The organism is Pseudomonas sp. CG7 (genome assembly GCF_023701885.1).
Lineage (GTDB): Bacteria > Pseudomonadota > Gammaproteobacteria > Pseudomonadales > Pseudomonadaceae > Aquipseudomonas > Aquipseudomonas zanjanensis.
The window spans coordinates 17,779-39,322 of sequence record NZ_JABAEE010000014.1; the positions used below are offsets into that span (position 1 = coordinate 17,779).

The 21,544-nt window shown below is 63.6% G+C and carries 25 protein-coding genes; 12 read left to right on the forward strand and 13 right to left on the reverse strand.

The features are described from left to right. Window positions 1-336: 336 nt before the first annotated feature. The 4 genes from HGO40_RS08180 to HGO40_RS08195 all read left to right on the forward strand — a co-directional run bounded on the left by HGO40_RS08180 (window position 337) and on the right by HGO40_RS08195 (window position 5,483). Window positions 337-579 (forward strand): exodeoxyribonuclease VII small subunit, encoded by a 243-nt coding sequence (locus HGO40_RS08180; RefSeq protein WP_003185917.1) that lies wholly within the window; start codon window positions 337-339, stop codon window positions 577-579. Then, window positions 576-1,463: a (2E,6E)-farnesyl diphosphate synthase gene (ispA, locus tag HGO40_RS08185; protein ID WP_250962607.1), complete on the forward strand. Its 888-nt coding sequence runs from the start codon at window positions 576-578 to the stop codon at window positions 1,461-1,463. The genes HGO40_RS08180 and ispA overlap by 4 nt, the downstream gene beginning before the upstream one ends. 113 nt (window positions 1,464-1,576) lie before the next feature. Next, window positions 1,577-3,475, forward strand: a complete 1,899-nt coding sequence (dxs, locus tag HGO40_RS08190; protein WP_250962608.1) for a 1-deoxy-D-xylulose-5-phosphate synthase — start codon at window positions 1,577-1,579, stop codon at window positions 3,473-3,475. 145 nt (window positions 3,476-3,620) lie between these two features. Next, window positions 3,621-5,483 (forward strand): TonB-dependent receptor domain-containing protein, encoded by a 1,863-nt coding sequence (locus tag HGO40_RS08195; protein WP_250962609.1) that lies wholly within the window; start codon window positions 3,621-3,623, stop codon window positions 5,481-5,483. A gap of 137 nt (window positions 5,484-5,620) precedes the next feature. Here HGO40_RS08195 and HGO40_RS08200 read toward each other — a convergent pair whose 3' ends face one another. The 12 genes from HGO40_RS08200 to nrdR form a co-directional block, all read right to left on the reverse strand. Continuing rightward, window positions 5,621-6,406, reverse strand: coding sequence for a cobalamin-binding protein (locus HGO40_RS08200; protein WP_250962610.1), 786 nt, complete (start codon window positions 6,404-6,406; stop codon window positions 5,621-5,623). Continuing rightward, a complete protein-coding gene (locus tag HGO40_RS08205) occupies window positions 6,406-6,825 on the reverse strand; it encodes an MFS transporter (protein ID WP_250962611.1) in 420 nt (139 codons plus the stop codon). The genes HGO40_RS08200 and HGO40_RS08205 overlap by 1 nt, the downstream gene beginning before the upstream one ends. After that, complete coding sequence (gene ribA / locus HGO40_RS08210) at window positions 6,822-7,439, reverse strand: GTP cyclohydrolase II (RefSeq protein ID WP_250962612.1); 618 nt, start codon at window positions 7,437-7,439, stop codon at window positions 6,822-6,824. Before ribA ends, HGO40_RS08205 begins: the two co-directional genes overlap by 4 nt. Window positions 7,440-7,705: 266 nt before the next feature. Beyond that, complete coding sequence (locus HGO40_RS08215) at window positions 7,706-8,464, reverse strand: substrate-binding periplasmic protein (RefSeq protein WP_250962613.1); 759 nt, start codon at window positions 8,462-8,464, stop codon at window positions 7,706-7,708. An 11-nt stretch (window positions 8,465-8,475) separates the two neighbouring features. After that, entirely contained in the window at window positions 8,476-8,979 is a 504-nt protein-coding gene (locus HGO40_RS08220; RefSeq protein ID WP_053125805.1) for a phosphatidylglycerophosphatase A family protein, read from the reverse strand. Next, window positions 8,976-9,941, reverse strand: a complete 966-nt coding sequence (thiL, locus tag HGO40_RS08225; RefSeq protein WP_250962614.1) for a thiamine-phosphate kinase — start codon at window positions 9,939-9,941, stop codon at window positions 8,976-8,978. Before thiL ends, HGO40_RS08220 begins: the two co-directional genes overlap by 4 nt. A gap of 21 nt (window positions 9,942-9,962) precedes the next feature. Beyond that, complete coding sequence (nusB, locus tag HGO40_RS08230) at window positions 9,963-10,463, reverse strand: transcription antitermination factor NusB (protein WP_186707683.1); 501 nt, start codon at window positions 10,461-10,463, stop codon at window positions 9,963-9,965. Continuing rightward, window positions 10,460-10,936 (reverse strand): 6,7-dimethyl-8-ribityllumazine synthase, encoded by a 477-nt coding sequence (ribH, locus tag HGO40_RS08235; protein ID WP_003206025.1) that lies wholly within the window; start codon window positions 10,934-10,936, stop codon window positions 10,460-10,462. The genes nusB and ribH overlap by 4 nt, the downstream gene beginning before the upstream one ends. A 214-nt stretch (window positions 10,937-11,150) precedes the next feature. Beyond that, complete coding sequence (gene ribBA / locus HGO40_RS08240; protein ID WP_250962615.1) at window positions 11,151-12,242, reverse strand: bifunctional 3,4-dihydroxy-2-butanone-4-phosphate synthase/GTP cyclohydrolase II; 1,092 nt, start codon at window positions 12,240-12,242, stop codon at window positions 11,151-11,153. Between the two features lie 16 nt (window positions 12,243-12,258). Then, a complete protein-coding gene (locus HGO40_RS08245; protein WP_092204487.1) occupies window positions 12,259-12,921 on the reverse strand; it encodes a riboflavin synthase in 663 nt (220 codons plus the stop codon). Window positions 12,922-12,967: 46 nt separating this feature from the next. Beyond that, a complete protein-coding gene (gene ribD / locus HGO40_RS08250) occupies window positions 12,968-14,101 on the reverse strand; it encodes a bifunctional diaminohydroxyphosphoribosylaminopyrimidine deaminase/5-amino-6-(5-phosphoribosylamino)uracil reductase RibD (protein ID WP_250962616.1) in 1,134 nt (377 codons plus the stop codon). Then, window positions 14,098-14,562, reverse strand: coding sequence for a transcriptional regulator NrdR (gene nrdR / locus HGO40_RS08255; RefSeq protein ID WP_163006734.1), 465 nt, complete (start codon window positions 14,560-14,562; stop codon window positions 14,098-14,100). Before nrdR ends, ribD begins: the two co-directional genes overlap by 4 nt. A 127-nt stretch (window positions 14,563-14,689) precedes the next feature. On the opposite strand from nrdR, the gene HGO40_RS08260 reads away from it, so the two are divergent. The 3 genes from HGO40_RS08260 to trxA all read left to right on the forward strand — a co-directional run bounded on the left by HGO40_RS08260 (window position 14,690) and on the right by trxA (window position 16,863). Further along, window positions 14,690-15,154 (forward strand): YbaY family lipoprotein, encoded by a 465-nt coding sequence (locus tag HGO40_RS08260; RefSeq protein WP_186707686.1) that lies wholly within the window; start codon window positions 14,690-14,692, stop codon window positions 15,152-15,154. Continuing rightward, window positions 15,151-15,804, forward strand: a complete 654-nt coding sequence (locus HGO40_RS08265; RefSeq protein WP_250962617.1) for a class I SAM-dependent methyltransferase — start codon at window positions 15,151-15,153, stop codon at window positions 15,802-15,804. The genes HGO40_RS08260 and HGO40_RS08265 overlap by 4 nt, the downstream gene beginning before the upstream one ends. Window positions 15,805-15,990: 186 nt before the next feature. Continuing rightward, entirely contained in the window at window positions 15,991-16,863 is an 873-nt protein-coding gene (gene trxA / locus HGO40_RS08270) for a thioredoxin (RefSeq protein WP_250962618.1), read from the forward strand. Here trxA and HGO40_RS08275 read toward each other — a convergent pair. Further along, the gene (locus HGO40_RS08275; protein WP_250962619.1) at window positions 16,857-17,204 is read right to left on the reverse strand and encodes a hypothetical protein; all 348 of its coding nucleotides are present in this window, start codon (window positions 17,202-17,204) and stop codon (window positions 16,857-16,859) included. The two genes, trxA and HGO40_RS08275, sit on opposite strands and share 7 nt — an antisense overlap. A gap of 120 nt (window positions 17,205-17,324) precedes the next feature. Here HGO40_RS08275 and HGO40_RS08280 point away from each other — a divergent pair, with 120 nt between their 5' ends. The 5 genes from HGO40_RS08280 to HGO40_RS08300 all read left to right on the forward strand — a co-directional run bounded on the left by HGO40_RS08280 (window position 17,325) and on the right by HGO40_RS08300 (window position 21,543). Next, a complete protein-coding gene (locus tag HGO40_RS08280; protein ID WP_250962620.1) occupies window positions 17,325-17,918 on the forward strand; it encodes a DUF2796 domain-containing protein in 594 nt (197 codons plus the stop codon). 159 nt (window positions 17,919-18,077) lie between these two features. Then, window positions 18,078-18,788, forward strand: coding sequence for an ABC transporter ATP-binding protein (locus tag HGO40_RS08285; RefSeq protein WP_250962621.1), 711 nt, complete (start codon window positions 18,078-18,080; stop codon window positions 18,786-18,788). 1 nt (window position 18,789) lies between these two features. Next, a complete protein-coding gene (locus HGO40_RS08290; protein ID WP_250962622.1) occupies window positions 18,790-20,055 on the forward strand; it encodes an ABC transporter permease in 1,266 nt (421 codons plus the stop codon). 11 nt (window positions 20,056-20,066) lie between these two features. Continuing rightward, window positions 20,067-20,585, forward strand: coding sequence for a DUF3299 domain-containing protein (locus tag HGO40_RS08295; protein WP_186707693.1), 519 nt, complete (start codon window positions 20,067-20,069; stop codon window positions 20,583-20,585). Between the two features lie 259 nt (window positions 20,586-20,844). Beyond that, window positions 20,845-21,543 carry an OmpW/AlkL family protein gene (locus tag HGO40_RS08300; protein ID WP_250962623.1) on the forward strand — a complete coding sequence of 233 codons (699 nt, stop codon included), beginning with the start codon at window positions 20,845-20,847 and terminating at the stop codon, window positions 21,541-21,543. The last annotated feature ends 1 nt before the right edge of the window (window position 21,544 follow it).

The following is a 21,544-nucleotide window of genomic DNA, read 5'->3' on the forward strand; positions in this document are numbered from 1 at the left end:
AATCGGGGAACACGCGATTCTGTGTGGGAAATCACGTACTGAGAGGGGCGTGAGCCGAATAGGGGATTTATTCGGCTCACGAAATGAGCCGAATACGGAACCCGACGTCACTTCTGACGAAATCCCGTGGCGAGGGAGCTTGCTCCCGCTGGGCTGCGCAGCAGCCCCAAACCCGCCGGGTTGATCCAGTTTGCGACCGCTGCGCGCTCGAGCGAGAGCAAGCTCCCTCGCCACAAAAGCACTGGATCACAGCCCGCGTTACCCCGCCCTGATTTGCCCGAACACCCCATGTCTGCTAGTGTCGCGCCGGTTTAACAGTCAACCGGAATAGCCGCCATGGCCCGCAAAAAAGCTGCATTGGATTTCGAACAATCTCTGGCCGACCTGCAAACGCTGGTCGAACGCCTGGAGAACGGCGAATTGTCGCTGGAAGACTCGCTGACCGCCTTCGAGCAGGGTATCGGCTTGACTCGCGACTGCCAGGCGGCGCTGGCCCAGGCCGAGCAGAAGGTGCAATTGCTGCTCGAACGCGACGGTGAACTGACCGAAGAGCCTTTCGACGCGGAACAACCTGAATGATCGGCGCGTATCAGGCCAGCAGCCAGGCCCGGGTCAATGCTGCACTGGATACCTTGTTCAGCGCCCCGAGCCCGGAACTGGCGCGCCTGTACGAAGCCATGCGCTACAGCGTGATGAACGGCGGCAAACGTGTACGGCCGCTGCTGGCCTATGCCGCGTGCGAAGCCTTGGGCGGCCAGGCCGAACAGGCCAACGGCGCCGCCTGTGCGGTGGAGTTGATTCACGCCTATTCGCTGGTGCACGACGATCTGCCGGCCATGGACGATGACGACCTGCGCCGCGGCCAGCCGACCACCCACAAGCAATTCGACGAAGCCTGCGCGATCCTGGCCGGCGACGGCTTGCAGAGCCTGGCCTTCAGCGCACTGCTGGACCCGGCCCTGAGCGATTGTCCGGCGCAGGTTCGCCTGGACATGGTCAGCGCCCTGGCGTTGGCCGCAGGCCCTGCCGGAATGGTCGGCGGCCAGGCCATCGACCTGGGCGCGGTGGGCCTGAAGCTGGGCCAGAGCGCGCTGGAATACATGCACCGGCACAAGACCGGCGCCTTGATCGAAGCCAGCGTCAAGCTCGGCGCCCTGGCCAGCGGTCGGGCCACCCCCGCACAACTGCAAGCCTTGCAGACCTACGCCCGGGCCATCGGCCTGGCGTTCCAGGTGCAGGACGACATCCTCGACGTCGAAAGCGATACCCAGACCCTGGGCAAACGCCAAGGCGCCGACATCGCGCGCGACAAACCGACCTACCCGGCCCTGCTTGGCCTCGATGCGGCCAAGGCCTATGCCCTGGAGTTGCGCGACCAGGCCCTGGCCGCGCTGCGACCCTTTGACGCGGCGGCCGAGCCGTTGCGCGACTTGGCGCGTTATATCGTCGAACGACGCAGCTGATACAAGGTCAACCCTAAAGATTGCGTATCGGCCAAGTTCCGGCCTACGCGTGGGCAGCTTGCGATGCATAAGGTAAACTGCCGCCTCTTTCTATACCTATAACGATTCGCCTGATGCCCACGACGTTTCAAGAGATCCCCCGCAAGCGCCCGACCACGCCCCTGCTGGACCGCGCCAACACGCCGGACGGCCTGCGTCGCCTGGGTGAAGCCGAGCTGGAAACCCTGGCCGATGAGTTGCGCCTGGAATTGCTCTACACGGTCGGCCAGACCGGTGGGCACTTCGGTGCAGGCCTGGGCGTCATCGAGCTGACGATCGCGCTGCATTATGTGTTCGACACCCCGGACGACCGGTTGGTGTGGGACGTCGGACACCAGGCCTACCCGCACAAGATCCTCACCGATCGTCGCGAGCGCATGGGCACGCTGCGCCAGAAGGATGGCATCGCCGCCTTCCCGCGTCGCTCCGAGAGCGAATACGACACCTTTGGCGTCGGCCACTCCAGTACGTCCATCAGCGCCGCCCTGGGCATGGCGATTGCCGCCCGCCTGCAAAACAGCGAGCGCAAGGCGATTGCCGTGATCGGCGACGGCGCACTGACCGCGGGCATGGCTTTCGAGGCGCTGAACCACGCGCCGGAAGTCGACGCCAACATGCTGGTGATCCTCAACGACAACGACATGTCGATCTCGCGCAATGTCGGTGGGTTGTCCAACTACCTGGCGAAGATCCTTTCCAGCCGTACCTACGCAAGCATGCGCGAAGGCAGCAAGAAGGTCTTGTCGCGCCTGCCCGGCGCCTGGGAAATCGCCCGCCGCACCGAAGAATACGCCAAGGGCATGCTGGTCCCCGGCACGCTGTTCGAAGAACTGGGCTGGAACTACATCGGCCCCATTGACGGCCATGACCTGCCCACGCTGATCGCCACCCTGCGCAACATGCGTGACCTCAAGGGCCCGCAGTTCCTGCACGTGGTCACCAAGAAAGGCAAAGGCTTCGCCCCGGCGGAAGTCGATCCGATCGGCTACCACGCCATCACCAAGCTCGAACCCGTGGACGCCCCGGCGGCCGCGCCGAAAAAAGCCGGCGGACCGAAATACTCCGGCGTCTTTGGCCAATGGCTGTGCGACATGGCCGCTGCCGACCCGCGCCTGGTGGGCATCACCCCGGCGATGAAGGAAGGCACGGACCTGGTGGCCTTCAGCGAACGCTACCCGCAGCGCTATTTCGACGTGGCGATTGCCGAGCAGCACGCCGTGACCCTCGCCGCCGGCATGGCCTGCGAAGGCGCCAAGCCGGTGGTGGCGATCTACTCGACGTTCCTGCAGCGGGCCTACGACCAATTGATCCATGACGTGGCGGTGCAGAACCGCGACGTGTTGTGCGCCATCGACCGCGCCGGCCTGGTGGGCGAAGACGGCCCGACTCATGCTGGCAGCTTCGACCTGTCGTTCCTGCGCTGCATCCCCGGCATGCTGGTGATGACCCCGAGCGATGAAAACGAGCTGCGCAAGATGCTCACCACCGGCCACCTGTTCAATGGTCCGGCGGCGGTGCGCTACCCGCGTGGCACCGGCCCGAACGCGACGATCTCGGCCGACCTCGAGCCCATCGAGATCGGCAAGGGCGTGATTCGCCGCCAGGGCAAGCAAACCGCCCTGCTGGTGTTCGGCGTGCAACTGGCCGAGGCCCTGAAAGTCGCCGAAAAACTCGATGCCACTGTGGTGGACATGCGTTTCGTCACACCCTTGGACGAAGCCCTGGTGCGCGAGATGGCCGGCAGCCATGAACTGCTGGTGACCGTCGAGGAGAACGCCATCATGGGCGGCGCTGGCGCGGCGGTCAGTGAGTTCCTGGCGCGGGAAAACGTCCTCAAGTCGGTGCTGCACCTGGGCCTGCCAGATGCCTACGTCGAACACGCCAAGCCGGCGCAAATGCTGGCCGAATGCGGCTTGGACGAGGTTGGGATCGAAGCGGCGGTGCGTCAACGGTTGCAGTTGTTGGGCTTGTAAGTACAGCCAACACAAGCCCCCTGTGGGAGCGAGCGTGCTCGCGATAGGGGTGTGTCAGCCAATCATTAATTGACTGATCTCCCGCTATCGCGAGCAAGCTCGCTCCCACACTGGCTTGGTGGGAATCAGCATGATCGGAACATCAATGAAACGCCGCCTCACCCTAGCCCTCGCCCTGCTCCCCATCCCCAACCTGCTCGCCGACACCTTCGAACGCGACCAGGCCCTGAAGCTGCCCGATATCGTCCTCCGCGCCAACCGCCAGGTCGAGGCCCGTAACGACAGCAGCGCCGCCAACACGATCTTCACCCGCGACGACATCGACCGCCTGCAACCGGCCAGCGTCACCGACCTGCTCAGCCGTGTGCCTGGTGTGCAAGTGGCGCCCCTGGGTGGGCGCGGCAGCCTGCCGGGGATTTACATTCGCGGCACCAAATCAGCCCAGAGCCTGGTAGTGGTGGACGGCCAGCGCATCGGCAACGCCACCTCCGGCGACAGCAACCTGCAGCGCCTGTACATCAACCAGATCGAGCGCGTGGAAGTGCTGCGCGGTTCGCGCTCGGTGATCTACGGTGCCGATGCCGTGGGCGGGGTGATCCAGATTTTCACCCGGCGCGGCAGCGAGCAAGGCCTGCAACCGCGCCTGCATGTGGGGGTCGGCAGCCACCAGACCTGGGAGCGCAGTGTAGGTCTGTCCGGCGGCGATGAGCAGACCCGCTTCAACCTCGGCGCCAGCCTCGACGACAGCGCCGGCAGCAATCGGACCCACGACTCCTACGCCAGCGACCGCGACAACGATGCCAATCGCAACCAGTCCTTCAGCCTGAGCCTGAGCCATGCCGCCAGCGATGACTTGGAAGTTGGCCTGAACCTGCTGGATAACCGCGGCAAGAGCGAATACGACAACCCGGCCGCCATCGAATCCCTGCCCCAGCAACCCTATAGCGAGTTCGCGGTGAGCAGCTTCAGCACCTATATGGACGGCCGAATCAGCGACAGCTGGAAGTCGCGCCTGGAACTGGGCCACAGCGAAAACCGCGAAAAAACCTTCGACAAGCTCAGCGACGTCCGCGAAGTCTTCAACACCTACCGCGATTCCGTGACCTGGCAGAACGATGTGACCCTGAACGCGCGCAACAGCCTGATCGTGGGTGGCGATTGGTATCAGGACCGGGTCAACAGCAGCACGCCGTTCGACGAAGACAGCCGTTGGAACCGCGCAGCGGTTATCCAGCACCGCTTCCAGGCCGAAACCTTTTCGACAGAGCTGGGCCTGCGCCGCGACCAGAACCAGCAATTTGGTGGACAGAACAGTTGGAGCGGCACGCTGACCCTGCCGGTCAACCCGGACAACGACGTGCTGCTGACCTACAGCGAGAGCTTCCGCGCGCCAACCTTCAACGACCTGTACTACCCGGAGTACAGCAACCCGGATTTAAAACCCGAGACAGCCAAGAGCTACGAACTGCAATGGCGCAGCCAACTGAGCGACAGCGCCCGCCTGGAAACCTCGCTGTACCGCACCGACCTGGAGGACGCGATCATCTTTGGCCGCGACTCCCGCCCTCAGAACGTCGCCTCGGCGCGGATCAACGGTTTCGAGATGGCCTACCTGCAGGACGTATTCGGCTGGCAGGGCAATCTGGCCCTGGCCATCATCGACCCACAGGACCGCGACAGCGGCCACACCCTCGCCCGCCGCGCCCGGCGGACGTTGAGCCTGGACCTGGATCGGCAATTCGACCGGCTGGGCCTGGGCGCCACCTGGCAAGCGGTGAGCAGCAGTTACGACGACGAAGACAACCGCAACGCCCTGGGCGGCTATGCCCTGCTCGGGTTGCGCGCCACTTGGGCGTTGACCCGGGAGGTGAAGCTGGAGATGAAGGTGGATAACCTGTTGGACAAAGGGTACAGCCGGGCGCTGTATAGCCATGATGGAGGGCAGTATGGGTATCGGGAGGAAGATCGGAGTTGGTTGTTTGGGGTGACTTGGACCCCGGCACTCTGATCTGGGATTTGTAGTGCCTGGGCCGGCCTCTTCGCGAGCAAGCTCGCTCCCACAATTTGATCTGCTGTGGATACAAAATCAGCAGTCACCACATCCCCTGTGGGAGCGAGCTTGCTCGCGATTGCAGGCGCCGCGGTCTACCGATCTGGCGCAATCAACTCACACAACCGCGCCGTCGCCTCGATCATCTGCCCACTGGGCCGCTCCAGCCCCTTGTCATTGACCAGCAGCAATCGCCCCTGCGCCACCGGCCAGGTTTTCCAGGCATCGAGCTGCGCCTGTTCGGTGGCGAGGATGACCTGTGGATTGCGCTGCAGCACCGCTTCCACACTCACCTGCGGAGCCGGCACGCTCAGGTCGGCGAAGACGTTGCGCGCCCCGCACACCGCCAGCGCATCACTGATGATCTGCCCGCCACCGACGGTGTATAGCGGCCGGTCCCAGACTTGGTAGAACACCGGCAACGGCGGGTCCCGTCGATAGCGCTGGCGTAACCCCTCAAGACGCACGCGCAACTGCGCCGCCCGCTGCACGCCGCGCTCCGGACGACCGAGTTGCAAGGCGATGGTTTCGACTTGCGTGATGAGGTGGTCGAGGCTGCGAGGCTCGGCGGTATGGATGGGAATACCCAGCGTTTTAAGCTGCTCGCGCTGGGCCGGGCCGACACTGCCGGGCCAGAGCAGGAGAAGATCGGGCTTGAGGCTGAGCAAGCGCTCCATCTCCAGTTGCCCGTAGCGGCCCACCGAGGGCACTGCCTTGAGCACCGGCGGACGATCACCGCCATCCAGCACGCCCACCAACAGGTCGGCGGAATCCAGCTCAACGACAATTTCCGACAGCGACGGCGCGAGACTGACGACCCGCGAGGCCGCCATCGTCGAGGCGCTGACGGCCAGCAGCAAGACCGCCAGCCAGCGGCTCATCAGCCGAGTTGACGCGGGATGCGGTACAGGTAGAACAACACGGCGGTCGACAAGGCCAGCAGCATCAACGGCACCGCTTCCAGCCCAACGAACACCGCCAGGGCGCCAACCCAGGCCGGCAACCCGGCCACCAGCAAAGCGGCGCGGCGACGGGCCGCCAAATCAATCCAGGCCAGGGGTTCTTCGGGCGTGTCGAGGGCTTTCTGGGTGGTGATCAAGGCCTGTTTATACGGCCCGAAGAAGCGCAGGCTGACAAACATCGACGCCACGCCGGCAATGAACAGCGGCATCGCCAGCACTGGCAGAATCGCTTCGCCCTGGCCGAACACCGCGTTGATCACAAACAAGGGCAGCAAGGCCAGGGCCAGGTATTGCCACCAACTGACCGACAGCCGCCGCCGAACCTGACCGCGCGTCACGCCCGATCAACCTCGCCCTGGTGCTCGTTGCCCATCATGTGGTCGAGCTTGCTGGCCTTGGTCGCCAGGTAGAGTTTGTTGTGGGGGTTGTGACCGGTGTGCAGCGGCACACGCTCGGCCACCACGATGCCCATGTCGGTCAACGCCTTGACCTTGCGCGGGTTGTTGGTCATCAAGCGCAGCGACTTGACGCCCAGGTGCTCCAGCATCGGCAGGCATATGCTGTAGTCACGCAGGTCGGCGGCAAAGCCCAGGCGTTCGTTGGCTTCCACGGTATCGGCGCCGCCGTCTTGCAGCTCATAGGCGCGGATCTTGTTCAACAGGCCAATGCCACGGCCTTCCTGGCGCAGGTACAGCAACACGCCACGGCCTTCCCGGGCGATGGCCTGCAGCGCGGCCTCGAGTTGCGAACCGCAATCGCAGCGCTGGCTGAACAATGCATCGCCCGTCAGGCATTCGGAATGCAAGCGGCCCAGCACCGCAGAACCGTCGGCGACATCACCCAGGCTCAGCACGACGTGCTCACGGCCGGTGGCCTCATCGAGAAAACCATGCATGGTGAATTGCGCAAAGGGCGTTGGCAGCTTGGAAGCGGCAACAAAAACGACAGGCACCGGTGTGCTCCTGATCTAGTACTGGAGATTCGCAGAGGCGGGCATTGTAACAGCACGATCTGACAGACGCTTAGGCTGAATTATCGGCCAGTGGCCTGTGTGGTTAGTTCGTTAGTTCAAATTCGGATGCCAGAAGTCCATAACCAAGGCGCTGTGACGAGTCATAGCCCGCTATGGCGAGGAGCAGCAACGCGGGATATGGGCTTCTGGCGCCGAAGTTGACTAACAGAACTGACCACACAGGCCACTAGTATCGAAAAGTTTGATCAAGGCTTCGGTGGCTTGCCGTGCTCGTCAAAAGGATAGGGTTGCTTCCACTGTTCGAAAATCGGCTTCAACTGGCCGCTCTTCACCAACACTTCCATGCGCTGGTCAAACAGCGCACGCAGCACACGACCGTTTTCAGTGTTGGCGAAGCCCAGGTACAGCGGCAAATTAATCAACGGTGAGAGTTTGAATTGCTTGGGATCATCGGCCTTGGCGAGCACTTCTTCGATTTCCATCGACGCATCGATGTAGAAATCCGCTCGCTCATGAATCAGCATCGGCAAGATACCCACCGCCCGGTGGATCTCATTGAAACGCCGGATGTTGGGCAGGTAATTGTTGTATTCGTACCCGCGCATCCATACCAGCCGATAGTTGCCAATCGTCGCCAGGGTGGGCGTCGGCTTGGAGGCCAACCCCAGGGCATAGATGTGATCGACGTCGTAGTGCCACTTCGGGTAGAGCACGCCTTCGGACTCATCCCGATAGGCGCCGACCTGCACGTCAACTTCGCCACGCTGTACCAACCCGATCGAGCGGGTGTAGGGCACGCTGCGGATTTCCAGCTTGACGCCTTCGGGCTCGAACACCGCCCGCAAGATATCCCAGCCCATGCCCTGGCCATCGGCCTGGGTGTAGTCGGCCCACTCCTCGCTGGCCGCGCGGACCTTGGCGGGCAATGGCGCCGACTGGGCCGCCCCCGCTGCCACACAGGCTCCCAAACACAGCAACAGCAGTAGTGCGCGGCTTACGCCCATGCCTGGCTCCTTCAGGTGAAACACCACACCAATCCCTGCATTGCCAGCCAGGCGAACACCCCGGCCAGTACATCGTCGAGCATGATCCCGACACCTCCGTGCACATGCCGATCGATCCAGCGGATCGGCCACGGCTTGAGGATATCGAAGAAACGGAACACCAGAAATCCCGTCAGCAACCAGTACCAGCCTTCCGGTACCAACCACAAGGTGATCCACATGCCGACCATTTCGTCCCAGACGATACCTTCATGATCGTGCACCCTCAGGTCGTCCGCCACTTTGCCACACAGCCAGAAGCCAAATAGCATGGTGATGCCCAGCATCAACCAGTAGCCCCAGTCCGGCAACATCTGCCACAACGGTATGAAGGGTAGCGCAACCAGCGAGCCCCAGGTGCCCGGCGCTTTGGGTAAAGTGCCCGAACCGAAGCCAAACGCCAGGAAATGCCAGGGATTGCGCCAGACCGAAGGCGGAACGAACTCTGCCGGGACCTGGTTGGGATGATCTGTCACGGTGTCTCCCGAAAATGTTGATAGCCCCGTGTTTGCGGGGTAATGTCGTGCCCGACGTCGTCGACCAGCGTGACGCCCTGTCCGGCCAGTACGCTGCCGATCACATGGATCGGCCCGCCTTCGGCCTGCAACGCCGGCCATCGGCTTGGTGGCACGGCGAACAACAGCACGTAATCGTCACCACCGCTCAGGGCGGCCTGCTCAGCATCCGCCCGGCCAAAAAACGCTAGCAGAGCGTTGGACAGCGGCAGTCGGTCCCGTTCCACCTGCAAGGCCACCCCGGATGCCTGGGCGATATGCCCGCAATCGGCCAGCAAGCCATCGGAAATATCCATCGCCGCGCTGGCCTTGCCCCGCAACGCCAGGCCCAAGGCGATCTGGGGTCGCGGTGACCAATAATGAGCCAGCAGCGGCTCGGCGATGGCGGGCTCGGCGTGACGCTGGCCAAGCACCAACGGCAATGCGCCGGCGGCATTGCCCAACTCGCCGCCGACGCACAGCAGGTCGCCGGGCTGCGCGCCGCCGCGGGTCAAGGCCTGGCTGCCAGGCACATGGCCGAATACCGTCAGGGTCAGGCTCAACGGCCCGCGCGTGGTGTCGCCTCCCACCAGCGCCACGCCACAGGCCTGGGCCATCTGGTTCAGTCCGCGGGCATAGGCTTGCAGCCAATCGGTGGTCACCGTCGGCAAGGTCAAGGCAAGGGTAAAGGCGAAGGGCTTGGCGCCCATCGCGGCCAGGTCGCTGACCGCCACGGCCAGCGAGCGCTGGCCGAGCAGGAACGGATCGCAAGGGTCTGGAAAGTGTACGCCGGCCACGAGCGTGTCGGTGGACACCGCCAGCTGTTCCCCGGGAGGAACGGCCAGCAGGGCGCAGTCGTCGCCGATCCCCAGCGCAACGCCCTCGCCGCCCTGCGCACAAGGCGCGGCGGCGAAGTAGTTACGGATCAGCTCGAACTCACCCATTAAGTGTCGCTCAAGCGCCAATCAGCGCTTGAACGCCTTCACTTCGGCTTCACGCAGGCGTGGGGCGAGCTTGTCGAGCACACCGTTGACGAACTTGTGGCCATCGGTGGAACCGAAGACTTTCGCCAGCTCGATCCCTTCGTTGATCACCACGCGGTACGGCACGTCGACGCGCTGCATCAGTTCCCAGGTGGACAGGCGCAACACCGCCAACTCAACCGGGTCCAGCTCGTCGATCGTCAGGTCCAGGCAAGGTGCCAGGGCGATGTCGATCTCGGTCTTGTGAGCCGGCACGCCATGCAGGATCTCGCGGAAATAAGCACCGTCGACATCACTGAAATCGTTATCGACCCGAAATTGCGCTTCGATCTCGTTCAGCGATTGCTTGGCCATGTGCCATTGGTACAGCGCTTGCGTCGCGAGCTGACGGGCTTCGCGGCGCTTGACGCTTTTCGACGGCTTGCCGGCATCCGCAGGCTTTGGATCGCGCGGGTTGAAACGATCGCTTTCGTCGCTAATCACTTGGCCTCCAACTGCGCCAGCAGGCTGACCATTTCCAGGGCGGACAGGGCAGCTTCGGCACCTTTGTTACCGGCCTTGGTGCCGGAACGTTCGATGGCTTGCTCGATGGAATCAACGGTCAGCACGCCGAAAGCGACCGGCACGCCGAATTCCATGGACACCTGGGCCAGGCCCTTGGTGCATTCGCCAGCCACGTATTCGAAGTGCGGAGTACCGCCACGAATGACCGCGCCCAAGGCGATGATCGCCGCATATTCGCCCTTTTGAGCGACTTTCTGCGCAACCAGCGGAATTTCGAAGGCGCCAGGGGCGCGGATGATAGTGATGTCGCTTTCGCTCACGCCATGGCGAACCAGGGCATCGACCGCACCGCCCACCAGGCTCTCGACCACGAAACTGTTGAAACGGCCCACTACCAGAGCGTAGCGGCCTTTGGGGGCGATGAAGGTACCTTCGATGGTCTTCAGGGTCATTCGTCAGATCTCTTAAAGAGCCAGAGCGCGTTCTATACGCGCTCCTTCAGTGATATTAGCCACGAATACTAACTTCAATCGAGGACGAAGGCCCCTGTGGGAGCGAGCTTGCTCGCGATGGCGCCAGATCAGCAACACGGTTGTTACCTGACACATTGCTATCGCGAGCAAGCTCGCTCCCACAGGAGGCCCCTTTCTCAATTGAATGAGGTCATTATTCAGAGGGCACGTATTCTACAACTTCCAGATCGAAACCGGATATCGCATTAAATTTCATCGGTGCGCTCATCAGGCGCATTTTACGCACGCCCAGGTCCCGAAGGATCTGCGAACCGGCACCGACAATGCTGTAGGTGGTCGGTTTTTTCGGCGCCGCCTGGTCGGCGGTTTCGCGGATGTGCGCCAGCAGCACGTCGCCATCAAGCGGGTGCCCGAGCAGCAACACTACGCCGCTGCCGGCCTCGGCCACGGCGGCCATGGCGGCCCGCAGGCTCCAGCGGCCGGGTTGCTTGACCATCAGCAGGTCGCGCAGCGGGTCCATGTTGTGCACCCGCACCAGGGTCGGCTCTTCGGCGCATACGGTGCCCAAGGTCAGCGCCATGTGCACGTCACCTTCCACCGAGTCGCGGTAGGTCACCAGGTTGCACTGCCCCAGTTCGCTGTCCAGTGGCTGCTCGGCAATCCGCTGAACGGTACGTTCATGGATCATCCGGTAGTGGATCAGGTCGGCGATGGTGCCGATCTTGATGTTGTGTTCGGCGGCGAAGGTTTCCAGTTCCGCGCGACGGGACATGGTGCCGTCGTCGTTCATCACTTCGCAGATCACGCCGCTGGGTTCGAAACCGGCCATGCGCGCCAGGTCGCACGCCGCTTCGGTGTGGCCGGCGCGGGCCAGGGTGCCGCCGGCCTGGGCCATCAGGGGGAAGATGTGGCCGGGGCTGACGATGTCTTCGGCCTTGGCGTCCCGGGCGGCAGCGGCCTGTACGGTGCGTGCGCGGTCAGCGGCGGAGATCCCGGTGGTCACGCCCTCGGCGGCCTCGATGGACACGGTGAACTTGGTGCCGAAGCCCGAGCCGTTGCGCGGCGCCATCAGCGGCAGCTTCAACAGCTCGCAGCGCTCGCGGGTCATCGGCATGCAGATCAGCCCGCGGGCATGCTTGGCCATGAAGTTGATGTGCTCGGCCTTGCAGCATTCGGCGGCCATGATCAGGTCGCCTTCGTTCTCGCGGTCTTCGTCATCCATGAGGATGACCATCTTGCCTTGGCGGATGTCTTCAACCAGTTCTTCGATGCTATTGAGCGCCACGCGGCACCCCCTTGGGTCAGGATTTGAGGTAGCCGTTGGCGGCCAGAAAACTTTCAGTGATGTTACCGGCTGCAGGCTCTGCGGCCTTGTCGCCCAACAGCAGGCGCTCGAGGTAACGGGCCAGCAAGTCGACTTCCAGGTTGACCCGGCGACCTGGCCGGTACGAAGCCATGATGGTTTCGCTCAACGTGTGGGGAATGATCGTCAGCAGGAATTCGGCGCCGTCCACCGCGTTGACCGTCAGGCTGGTGCCGTCGACGGTGATCGAGCCTTTATGGGCGATGTACTTGGCCAGTTCCTTCGGGGCGCGGATGCGAAATTCCACGGCCCGGGCGTTATCCGTGCGCGAGACCACTTCGCCGACGCCGTCCACGTGGCCGCTGACCAGGTGCCCGCCCAGGCGAGTGGTGGGGGTCAGGGCTTTTTCCAGGTTGACCGGGCTGCCGCTCTTGAGGTCGTTCATGGCCGTGCAGTCGAGGGTTTCGCGGCTGACGTCCGCCAGGAAACCGTTGCCCGGCAATTCGACGGCGGTCAGGCACACGCCGTTTACCGCGATGCTGTCGCCCAGCTTGACGTCGCTCAGGTCGAGCTTGCCGGTTTCGACATGGACCCGCACATCGCCGCCCTTGGGGGTGAGTGCACGGATGCTGCCGATGGATTCGATGATGCCGGTAAACATGGAGTCCTCCTCGAGAACGGGCCGCCGCTTGAGCGAAAGCCGGGAATTATACGCTGGCCGGTGGAACGGGAACGGCGATGACTCGCCAGTCATCGCCCACGGCGCGGATTTCGGTGATTTTCAGCGCCGGGGCGTCGTTCATCTGCGCCAGCGGCCAGTCCAGCAGTGGCCGCGCCGAAGAACCGAGGAATTTGCCAGCGATGAAAATCTGGAACTCATCCACCAACCCCAGCCGGGCGAAAGCCCCCGCCAGGCGCGGACCGGCCTCCACCAGCACCTCATTGACGCCACGGCCCGCCAGCTCCACCAGCAGGCGATGCAGATCGACCTGGCCGTCATCGCCGGCCACGATCATGCATTCGGGACCGTTGGCGTATTGTTCTTCCACCGCCATGCAGGTAGCGACCAGCGCCGGGCCGGCCTTGAAAAACGCCGCATCCAGCGGCACCCGCAGGCGCCCGTCCACCAGCACCCGCAGCGGCGGGCGGCTCATGACCAACGCGGTCTGCTCGGCATCGAGCCCCAGTTCATCGGCGCGCACGGTCAACCGGGCGTTGTCCGCCAGCACCGTGTCGGCGCCGGTCAGCACCACGCTGGCCTGGGCGCGCAGGCGTTGCACCGCCGAGCGTGCAGCCGGGCCGGTGATCCACTGGCTTTCGCCGCTTTCCATGGCGGTGCGGCCATCAAGGCTCATGGCCAGCTTGACCCGCACGAACGGCAGGCCCTGTTCCATGCGCTTGAGAAAACCTTCATTGAGCGTGCGCGCTTCGCCTTCCAGCACGCCGCTTTGCGTGGCGATGCCGGCCTGGGCCAGGCGCTGCAGGCCGCGACCGGCGACTTCCGGGTTGGGGTCCTGCATCGCTGCCACCACCCGCGCCACGCCGGCATTGACCAACGCATCGGCACACGGCGGCGTACGCCCGTGATGGCTGCACGGTTCGAGGGTCACGTAGACCGTGGCGCCCCTGGCATTATTGCCGGCGGCACGCAGGGCATGGACTTCGGCATGGGGCTCGCCGGTGCGGATGTGCCAGCCTTCGCCGACAACCTGCCCGTCCCGCACGATCACGCAACCGACCCGGGGATTGGGGTGGGTGGTGTAGTGACCGCGCCGTGCCAACTCCAGGGCACGGGCCATGTAATGGGCGTCGAGGACGGCCTGCTGCGCCGAGGCGGTCATTGTTTCACCGGTTCGCGGGCCAGGCGGTCGATTTCTTCGCGGAACTCGTTCAGGTCCTGGAAGCGTCGGTATACCGAGGCGAAACGGATGTAGGCGACTTCGTCGAGCTTCTGCAGCTCGGCCATCACCAGCTCTCCGACCACCAGGGACTTGACCTCGCGCTCGCCGGTGGCCCGCAGCTTGTGCTTGATGTGCACCAGCGCCGCTTCCAGGCGTTCGACGCTCACCGGGCGTTTTTCCAGGGCGCGCTGCATGCCGGCGCGCAGTTTTTCTTCGTCGAACGGCTGGCGGCTGCCGTCGGTTTTGATCAGGCGCGGCAACACCAGTTCAGCGGTCTCGAACGTCGTGAAACGTTCGCCGCAAGCCAGGCATTCGCGGCGGCGGCGGACTTGTTCGCCCTCGGCGACCAGTCGCGAGTCGATGACCTTGGTGTCGTTGGCACCGCAGAAGGGACAGTGCATGGTGGCAGGCAACAAAAAAAGGGAGGGCCATGGTAGCGCATCCCACTGGCAAGACAAGCCATAGGGTTTACGGTATACAGACGGGCTTACCGTCAGATCCATGGAATTCACCTTGCTGGAGCCACACATGCCGCTACGATCGCTCGTTTTGCTCAGTTTTTTCAGCCTGCTGATGGCGTGCAGCAGCGATGCCCCAAAGCCCGCCGCTCCTGCTCCGGCCCCCGCGCCGAAACAGGCTCAGGAAAAGGCCCGGCAGGCCACCGAGCTGGGGCCGCTGCCGGCGCATCAGCGTGAGTTGAGCGGCACCTTGCAAGGCGTGCCGGCCGGTGCCGAGGTCGAATTGGCGTTGCTGGTGATCGACGAGAAAGACCGTCCGCAGCAATTGCTCGCCAGTTCCAGCCTGATCGGCACCAATCAGGCCCTGCCCTTCCGCCTGCGCTTCAACCCGCAAGCCTTCCCGGTCGGCGCCCGCGTGGAACTGCGTGGCCGCGCCAGCCAGTCCGGCCAGTTGATCCTGCACTTGCCGGAGCAACGCATCAGTCAACCGACCACCCAGGCGTTGGGCACCCTGCAATTCGTCAAAGCCCCATGAATGCACCGCAAGACTTGCAACGGGCGTTGAGTGAATTGCTGGGCGACGCGCGCCTGGTGGCTTGTCCGCTACCCGGCACTGACTTGAAGTTGTGGCTGATCGACGGCGACAACATGGATCGCGCCTTCAGCCCGGAAGAAACCCGGCGCATCCTCCACGAGCCGCCCTATTGGAGTTTCTGCTGGGCCAGCGGCCTGGCGATGGCCCGCTACCTGGCCGAACAGCCGCGGTGGGTCGAGGGCAAGCGGGGGTTGGATTTTGGCGCCGGCTCCGGCGGGGCAGGCATCGCGGCGGTCAAGGCCGGGGCGCTGGAAGTGGTGGCCTGCGACCTGGACCCATTGGCGATTGCCGCCTGCCAGGCCAATGCCGCGCTCAACGGCGTGGCGCTGGGTTATTCGACGAATTTTTTCGCCGAGGCTGATCGCTTCGACCTGATTCTGGTCGCCGACGTGCTCTACGACCGGGCCAACCTGCCGCTGCTCGATCAATTCCTCAGCCGTGGCCGCGAGGCATTGGTGGCCGATTCCCGGGTGCGGGATTTCCAGCATCCGCTGTACCGGCGCATCGAAATGCTCCAGGCCATGACCCTGCCGGACCTGGCCGAGCCGGAGGAGTTTCGGCATGTGAGCCTGTACCACGCTCGGCGCTGACTCATAGAAGCATCGCGAGCAAGCTCGCTCCCACAGGGCCCGCATGAACACTTGAGATTCCTGTGGGAGCGAGCTTGCTCGCGATAAGGCCCTGCCAATCAATACACCTCTCACTGCCACCCCGCTTTCAGCCACCCCCCACCAAGCCGTATAGTTGCCCCATTCAAGCGCTCTACGAGATTGCCCATGACTCAGGAAACGCCCTACATCTTCGACGCCACCACGGCCGATTTCGATCAGTCGGTGATCGCCAACTCTTTCCACAACCCGGTGCTGGTGGACTTCTGGGCCGAGTGGTGCGCGCCGTGCAAGGCGCTGATGCCGATGCTGCAAAGCATTGCCGAGAGCTACCAGGGCGAACTGCTGCTGGCCAAGGTCAACTGCGACATCGAGCAGGACATTGTCGCCCGTTTCGGCATTCGCAGCCTGCCGACCGTGGTGTTGTTCAAGGACGGCCAGCCCGTGGATGGCTTTGCCGGTGCCCAGCCGGAATCGGCGGTGCGGACGATGCTCGAACCCCATGTGCAAATGCCGCCGCCGGCCGCGGCCGATCCGTTCGAACAGGCCCAGGCGCTATTCGACGACGGTCGTTTCGCCGATGCCGAAGCCGTGCTCACGGTATTGCTGGGTGAAGACAACACCAACGCCAAGGCCCTGATCCTGTACGCCCGCTGCCTGACCGAGCGCGGCGAGCTGGACGAAGCGCAGACGGTACTCGACGCGGTGAAAAGCGACGAGCACAAGGCCGCCCTCGCCGGTGCCAAGGCGCAGATCCAGTTCCTCGGCTTGGCCAAGCACCTACCGGACGCCGCCGACCTCAAGGCCCGCCTGGCGAAAGACCCGCAGGACGATGAAGCGGTGTACCAACTGGCGATCCAGCAACTGGCGCGCCAGCAGTACGAAGCGGCCCTCGATGCGCTGCTCAAGCTGTTCGTGCGTAACCGCGGCTACAGCGAAGGCCTGCCCCACAAGACCTTGTTGCAGGTGTTCGAACTGCTGGGCAACGACCATCCGCTGGTGACGAGCTATCGCCGCAAGCTGTTCGCCGCGCTTTACTGACCGACCCAACTGTAGAGCGGTGTATCGGCGCCGCTCAGCACCTTGACCTCGGCGCTATGGCGCAAGCGCACCAACACGCGCTTGCCCGCCGAGGCGCTGCCGGTCAGGCCTTCGAGCTGTTCCAGCAGGTCCGGGCCGCTCAGTTGGCCGGCCTTGCGCAGCAGCTCCTTGGCGATCTGCCACTGGGCATCATCTTGATTCGCCGGTTTGGCCGCAGGCGCCACTACGTTCTCGGACTTGGCCACTTGCAACTGCGCGCCGAGCTGCGCCCAGTCGCCCTCATCCATCTCAATCGTCAAGTCCACCGGCCATTCGCCAACGGTTCCGCGTATCCGCAACATCACCGTGCTCCTGAATATTTCATGTACGCATGCTCCCATGGCCCTTGCGCGACGCCAAGCAGCCGGTCAAACTCTGCACACTTTCGTTATAAGATTACATAACCTTTTCGGAGACTCGTCATGCGTCGTCTGCTTCTCGCTTTGCCGTTCGCCTTGCTGCCATTGGCTGTCGCTCACGCGGCGGTGGAGCATGACCACGATCATGATCACGAACATGGCAGCCTCGGCGCCCATGAACACGGTGTCGCTCGATTGAACGCTGCCCTGGATGGCCAGACCCTTGAACTGGAGCTGGAAAGCCCGGCAATGAACCTGGTGGGCTTCGAACACGCCGCCACCAGCGATGCCGACAAGGCCAAGGTCGCCGCCGTACGCGCACAGCTGGACAAGCCGCTGGCGCTGTTCAACCTGCCGGCCGCCGCCACGTGCACCGTGGCCCAGCAGGAACTGGAAAGCCCGTTGTTTGGCGATGAACCGGACCACGATCACGACCATGACGAGGACGCTGATGGCGACGAGCACCACGGCGAGCACAGCGAGATCCATGCCCCCTACCAGTTCACCTGTGCTGCCCCTGGCGCCTTGAAGAACCTGGACCTGGCCACACTGTTCAAAACCTTCCCGGCCACCCAGAAAATTCAGGTACAACTGATCAGCCCGAGCGGCCAGCAAGGTGTGGAAGTGACGGCCAAGGCGCCAGCCCTGAAATTCTGATTCATCGCAAAACCCAAATGTGGGAGCAAGCCTGGTGGGAGCAAAGCTTGCTCGCGATAGCAGTCCAACCGTCAGCTACCCAGTTGAATGTGATGGCCTCATCGCGAGCAAGCTCGGCTCCCACAGGTCTTCCACAGGTTCCACTTTGAAGCGACAAACATGACCCAAGCACTCATCGAACTGTCCGACCTGGGCTTCAGTTGGCCCGGGCATCCGCCCTTGCTGGATATCCCGGCGTTTCGCCTGGAAGCCGGCGAAACCTTGTTCCTCAAGGGCCCGAGCGGCAGCGGCAAGCCCCCGTTGCTGGGGCTTCTGGGCGGGGTGCAGACGCCGGATCGCGGCAGCATCCGCCTGCTGGGCCAGGAACTCAGCGAACTGGGCGCCGGCCGCCGCGACCGCTTTCGCGTGGACCACACCGGCTACATTTTCCAGCAATTCAACCTGCTGCCGTTTCTCTCGGTGCGCGAGAACGTCGAACTGCCCTGCCATTTCTCCAAGCTGCGTGCGCAACGGGCCATCCAGCGCCATGGCAGTGTCGATCAAGCCGCCGCCACGCTGCTGGCCCACCTGGGCTTGACCGATGCGAAGCTGTTGGAGCGCCGCGCCGACTCGCTGTCCATCGGCCAGCAACCACGGGTCGCCGCGGCTCGGGCGCTGATTGGCCAACCGGAACTGGTGATCGCCGACGAACCCACTTCGGCCTTGGACTACGACGCTCGGGAAAACTTCCTGCGGCTGTTGTTCGCTGAATGCCGCGAGGCCGGCTCGAGCCTGTTGTTCGTCAGCCATGACCAGAGCCTGCCACCGCTGTTCGACCGCCACCTCTCGCTGGCCGATCTCAATCGTGCCGCCACGCCACTCGAGGTTTGAGATGTATTTGTTCCGTCTAGCCATGGCCAGCCTGGCGAACCGCCGCTTCACCGCGATCCTCACCGCATTCGCCATCGCCCTGTCGGTGTGCCTGCTGCTGGCGGTGGAACGGGTGCGCACCGAGGCGCGGGCCAGTTTCGCCAGCACCATCAGCGGCACCGACCTGATCGTCGGCGCCCGCTCCGGCTCCGTGAACCTGTTGCTGTACTCGGTGTTTCGCATCGGCAACGCCACCAACAACATTCGCTGGGACAGCTTCGAGCAGTTCGCCAACAACCCGAAAGTGAAGTGGGCGATCCCCATGTCCCTCGGCGATTCCCATCGTGGTTATCGGGTGATGGGCACCACCGAGGCCTACTTCGAGCACTACCAGTACGGCCGCCGGCAACACCTGGAGCTGGCCGATGGCCGGGCGTTCGCCACCGATCCGTTCGAAGTGGTGCTCGGCGCCGAAGTCGCCGAAGCGCTGCATTACAAGCTCGGTGACAAACTGGTGCTGGCCCACGGCGTGGCGGCGATCAGCCTGGTCAAGCATGACGACAAGCCCTTCACTGTGGTCGGGATTCTCAAGCGCACCGGCACCCCGGTGGACCGCACGCTGCACATCAGCCTCGGCGGCATGGAAGCGATCCATGTTGATTGGAAGAACGGTGTGCCGGCCCAGGGCAACGGACGCATCAGCGCCGACCAGGCCCGCAACATGGACCTCACGCCCCAGGCGATCACCGCGTTCATGCTTGGCCTCAACAGCAAGATTTCGACCTTTGCCTTGCAACGCGAGATCAACGAGTTCCGTGGCGAACCGCTGCTGGCGATCCTGCCCGGCGTAGCCCTACAGGAATTGTGGAGCCTGATGGGCACGGCGGAGAAAGCCCTGTTCGTGATTTCGCTGTTCGTGGTGCTGACCGGGTTGATCGGCATGCTCACGGCAATCCTCACCAGCCTCAACGAACGTCGCCGGGAAATGGCGATCCTGCGTTCGGTGGGCGCGCGGCCGTGGCACATCGCGACGCTGCTTGTGCTCGAAGCCTTTGCCCTGGCATTGGCCGGGGTCACCGCCGGGCTGGCACTGCTGTACATCGGCATCGCCGCCGCCCAGGGTTACGTGCAGTCGGCCTACGGTTTGTACTTGCCGCTGGGCTGGCCGAACGAATATGAATGGACGCTGCTGGCTGGCATCCTGGTCGCCGCCCTGCTGATGGGCAGCGTGCCGGCCTGGCGCGCCTATCGCCAATCGTTGGCCGACGGCCTGTCGATCCGTCTATGAGGACCTTGAAAATGCCCCGCGCCCTGCTAGCGCTGTTGATGATGGTCACCCTGCCGTTGTGGGCGGCCGAGCCGAGGGACCTGGCCTGGTCGGAAATGATCCCGCCGGACGCACCGCCGGAAGTGCCGAACATGACGCCGCTGCATGACCTGTCGAAGATGAGTGATGCGTTGGCCGCCGAAGCCGCGCCCGCGGCCAAGCAGGACCTGCCCAACGCCCCGGTGGTCAAGGCCCTCGACGGCCAGCAGATTCGCTTGCCGGGCTACATCGTGCCGCTGGAAGTCAGCGAGGAAGGCCGCACCACGGATTTCCTGCTGGTGCCATATTTCGGCGCCTGCATCCATGTGCCGCCACCGCCGTCGAACCAGATCGTGCATGTGAAAAGCGAAGTCGGGGTCAAGCTCGATGAGCTGTACCAACCGTACTGGGTCGAGGGGCCGATGCAGGTCAAGCCGTCCACCAGTGAACTGGCCGATGCCGGGTATCAGATGGAGGCTGAGAAGATTTATGTGTATGAGCTGCCGGAGTGAATCTGGCTATTAGTTGTTGCCTGTTAGATAGCTTTCGCGAGCAAGCCCGCTCCCACAGTTTTGATCGCATTCTTCCTGAAGAAACTCGGTCTATTGTGGGAGCGGGCTTGCTCGCGAAGGGGGCCTCGAAATTGACTCATCATCATTTCATTGAGCTGAGTCAATTAAACACCCCCTGACTCATTGAGCTGTGTCAAAAGACCGGGCCAGACGGCTTCGTACCATGGGACATCAAATTTCGATGCCCTTTGGAGCCCCCATGAACAAGTCCTTGCTCAGCGCGTCCCTCGTTGCCCTCGCCCTCGCGGCCCCGCTCGCCCAGGCCCATACCGCCGGCGACATCATCGTTCGCGCCGGTGCGATCACCGTCAACCCGGACGCCGACAGCTCCAGCGTCAAGGTCGACCGTGGCCCCCTGGCCGGCGCCGACCTGGGTGGCAAGGCGACCATGAGCAGCGACACGCAACTGGGCCTGAACTTCGCCTACATGATCACCAACAACCTGGGCATCGAACTGCTGGCGGCCTCGCCGTTCGAGCACGACGTAAAGCTCAAAGGCACCGCCCTGGGCGCGGCCAATGGCAAGCTCGGCACCCTCAAGCACATGCCGCCGACCCTGAGCCTGGTCTACTACCCTCTCGACGCCAAGTCGGCGTTCCAGCCTTACGTCGGCGCGGGCATCAACTACACCTGGATCTATGACGAACACGTCGGCAGCGACGCCAGCGCCAACGGTTTCAGCAACTTTCGCGCAAGCAACAGCTGGGGCATGGCGTGGCAAGTCGGTGCTGACTACATGTTGACCGACAACATCATGATCAACGGCCAGATCCGCTACATCGACATCGACACCACCGCCTATGTGGACAACAACGCCGTGGCCGGCGGCACCCGGGCCAAGGTGGACGTCGATGTGGATCCGTTCGTCTACATGGTGGGGTTGGGCTACAAGTTCTAAG

Coding starts and splice junctions, on each gene's coding strand:
- HGO40_RS08180 (WP_003185917.1), top strand. CDS start 337: ATGGCCCGCAAAAAAGCTGCATTGGATTTCGAACAATCTCTGGCCGAC.
- ispA (WP_250962607.1), top strand. CDS start 576: ATGATCGGCGCGTATCAGGCCAGCAGCCAGGCCCGGGTCAATGCTGCA.
- dxs (WP_250962608.1), top strand. CDS start 1,577: ATGCCCACGACGTTTCAAGAGATCCCCCGCAAGCGCCCGACCACGCCC.
- HGO40_RS08195 (WP_250962609.1), top strand. CDS start 3,621: ATGAAACGCCGCCTCACCCTAGCCCTCGCCCTGCTCCCCATCCCCAAC.
- HGO40_RS08200 (WP_250962610.1), bottom strand. CDS start 6,406: ATGAGCCGCTGGCTGGCGGTCTTGCTGCTGGCCGTCAGCGCCTCGACG.
- HGO40_RS08215 (WP_250962613.1), bottom strand. CDS start 8,464: ATGGGCGTAAGCCGCGCACTACTGCTGTTGCTGTGTTTGGGAGCCTGT.
- thiL (WP_250962614.1), bottom strand. CDS start 9,941: ATGGGTGAGTTCGAGCTGATCCGTAACTACTTCGCCGCCGCGCCTTGT.
- ribH (WP_003206025.1), bottom strand. CDS start 10,936: ATGACCCTGAAGACCATCGAAGGTACCTTCATCGCCCCCAAAGGCCGC.
- HGO40_RS08245 (WP_092204487.1), bottom strand. CDS start 12,921: ATGTTTACCGGCATCATCGAATCCATCGGCAGCATCCGTGCACTCACC.
- ribD (WP_250962616.1), bottom strand. CDS start 14,101: ATGACCGCCTCGGCGCAGCAGGCCGTCCTCGACGCCCATTACATGGCC.
- nrdR (WP_163006734.1), bottom strand. CDS start 14,562: ATGCACTGTCCCTTCTGCGGTGCCAACGACACCAAGGTCATCGACTCG.
- HGO40_RS08260 (WP_186707686.1), top strand. CDS start 14,690: ATGCCGCTACGATCGCTCGTTTTGCTCAGTTTTTTCAGCCTGCTGATG.
- HGO40_RS08265 (WP_250962617.1), top strand. CDS start 15,151: ATGAATGCACCGCAAGACTTGCAACGGGCGTTGAGTGAATTGCTGGGC.
- trxA (WP_250962618.1), top strand. CDS start 15,991: ATGACTCAGGAAACGCCCTACATCTTCGACGCCACCACGGCCGATTTC.
- HGO40_RS08275 (WP_250962619.1), bottom strand. CDS start 17,204: ATGTTGCGGATACGCGGAACCGTTGGCGAATGGCCGGTGGACTTGACG.
- HGO40_RS08280 (WP_250962620.1), top strand. CDS start 17,325: ATGCGTCGTCTGCTTCTCGCTTTGCCGTTCGCCTTGCTGCCATTGGCT.
- HGO40_RS08285 (WP_250962621.1), top strand. CDS start 18,078: ATGACCCAAGCACTCATCGAACTGTCCGACCTGGGCTTCAGTTGGCCC.
- HGO40_RS08290 (WP_250962622.1), top strand. CDS start 18,790: ATGTATTTGTTCCGTCTAGCCATGGCCAGCCTGGCGAACCGCCGCTTC.
- HGO40_RS08295 (WP_186707693.1), top strand. CDS start 20,067: ATGCCCCGCGCCCTGCTAGCGCTGTTGATGATGGTCACCCTGCCGTTG.
- HGO40_RS08300 (WP_250962623.1), top strand. CDS start 20,845: ATGAACAAGTCCTTGCTCAGCGCGTCCCTCGTTGCCCTCGCCCTCGCG.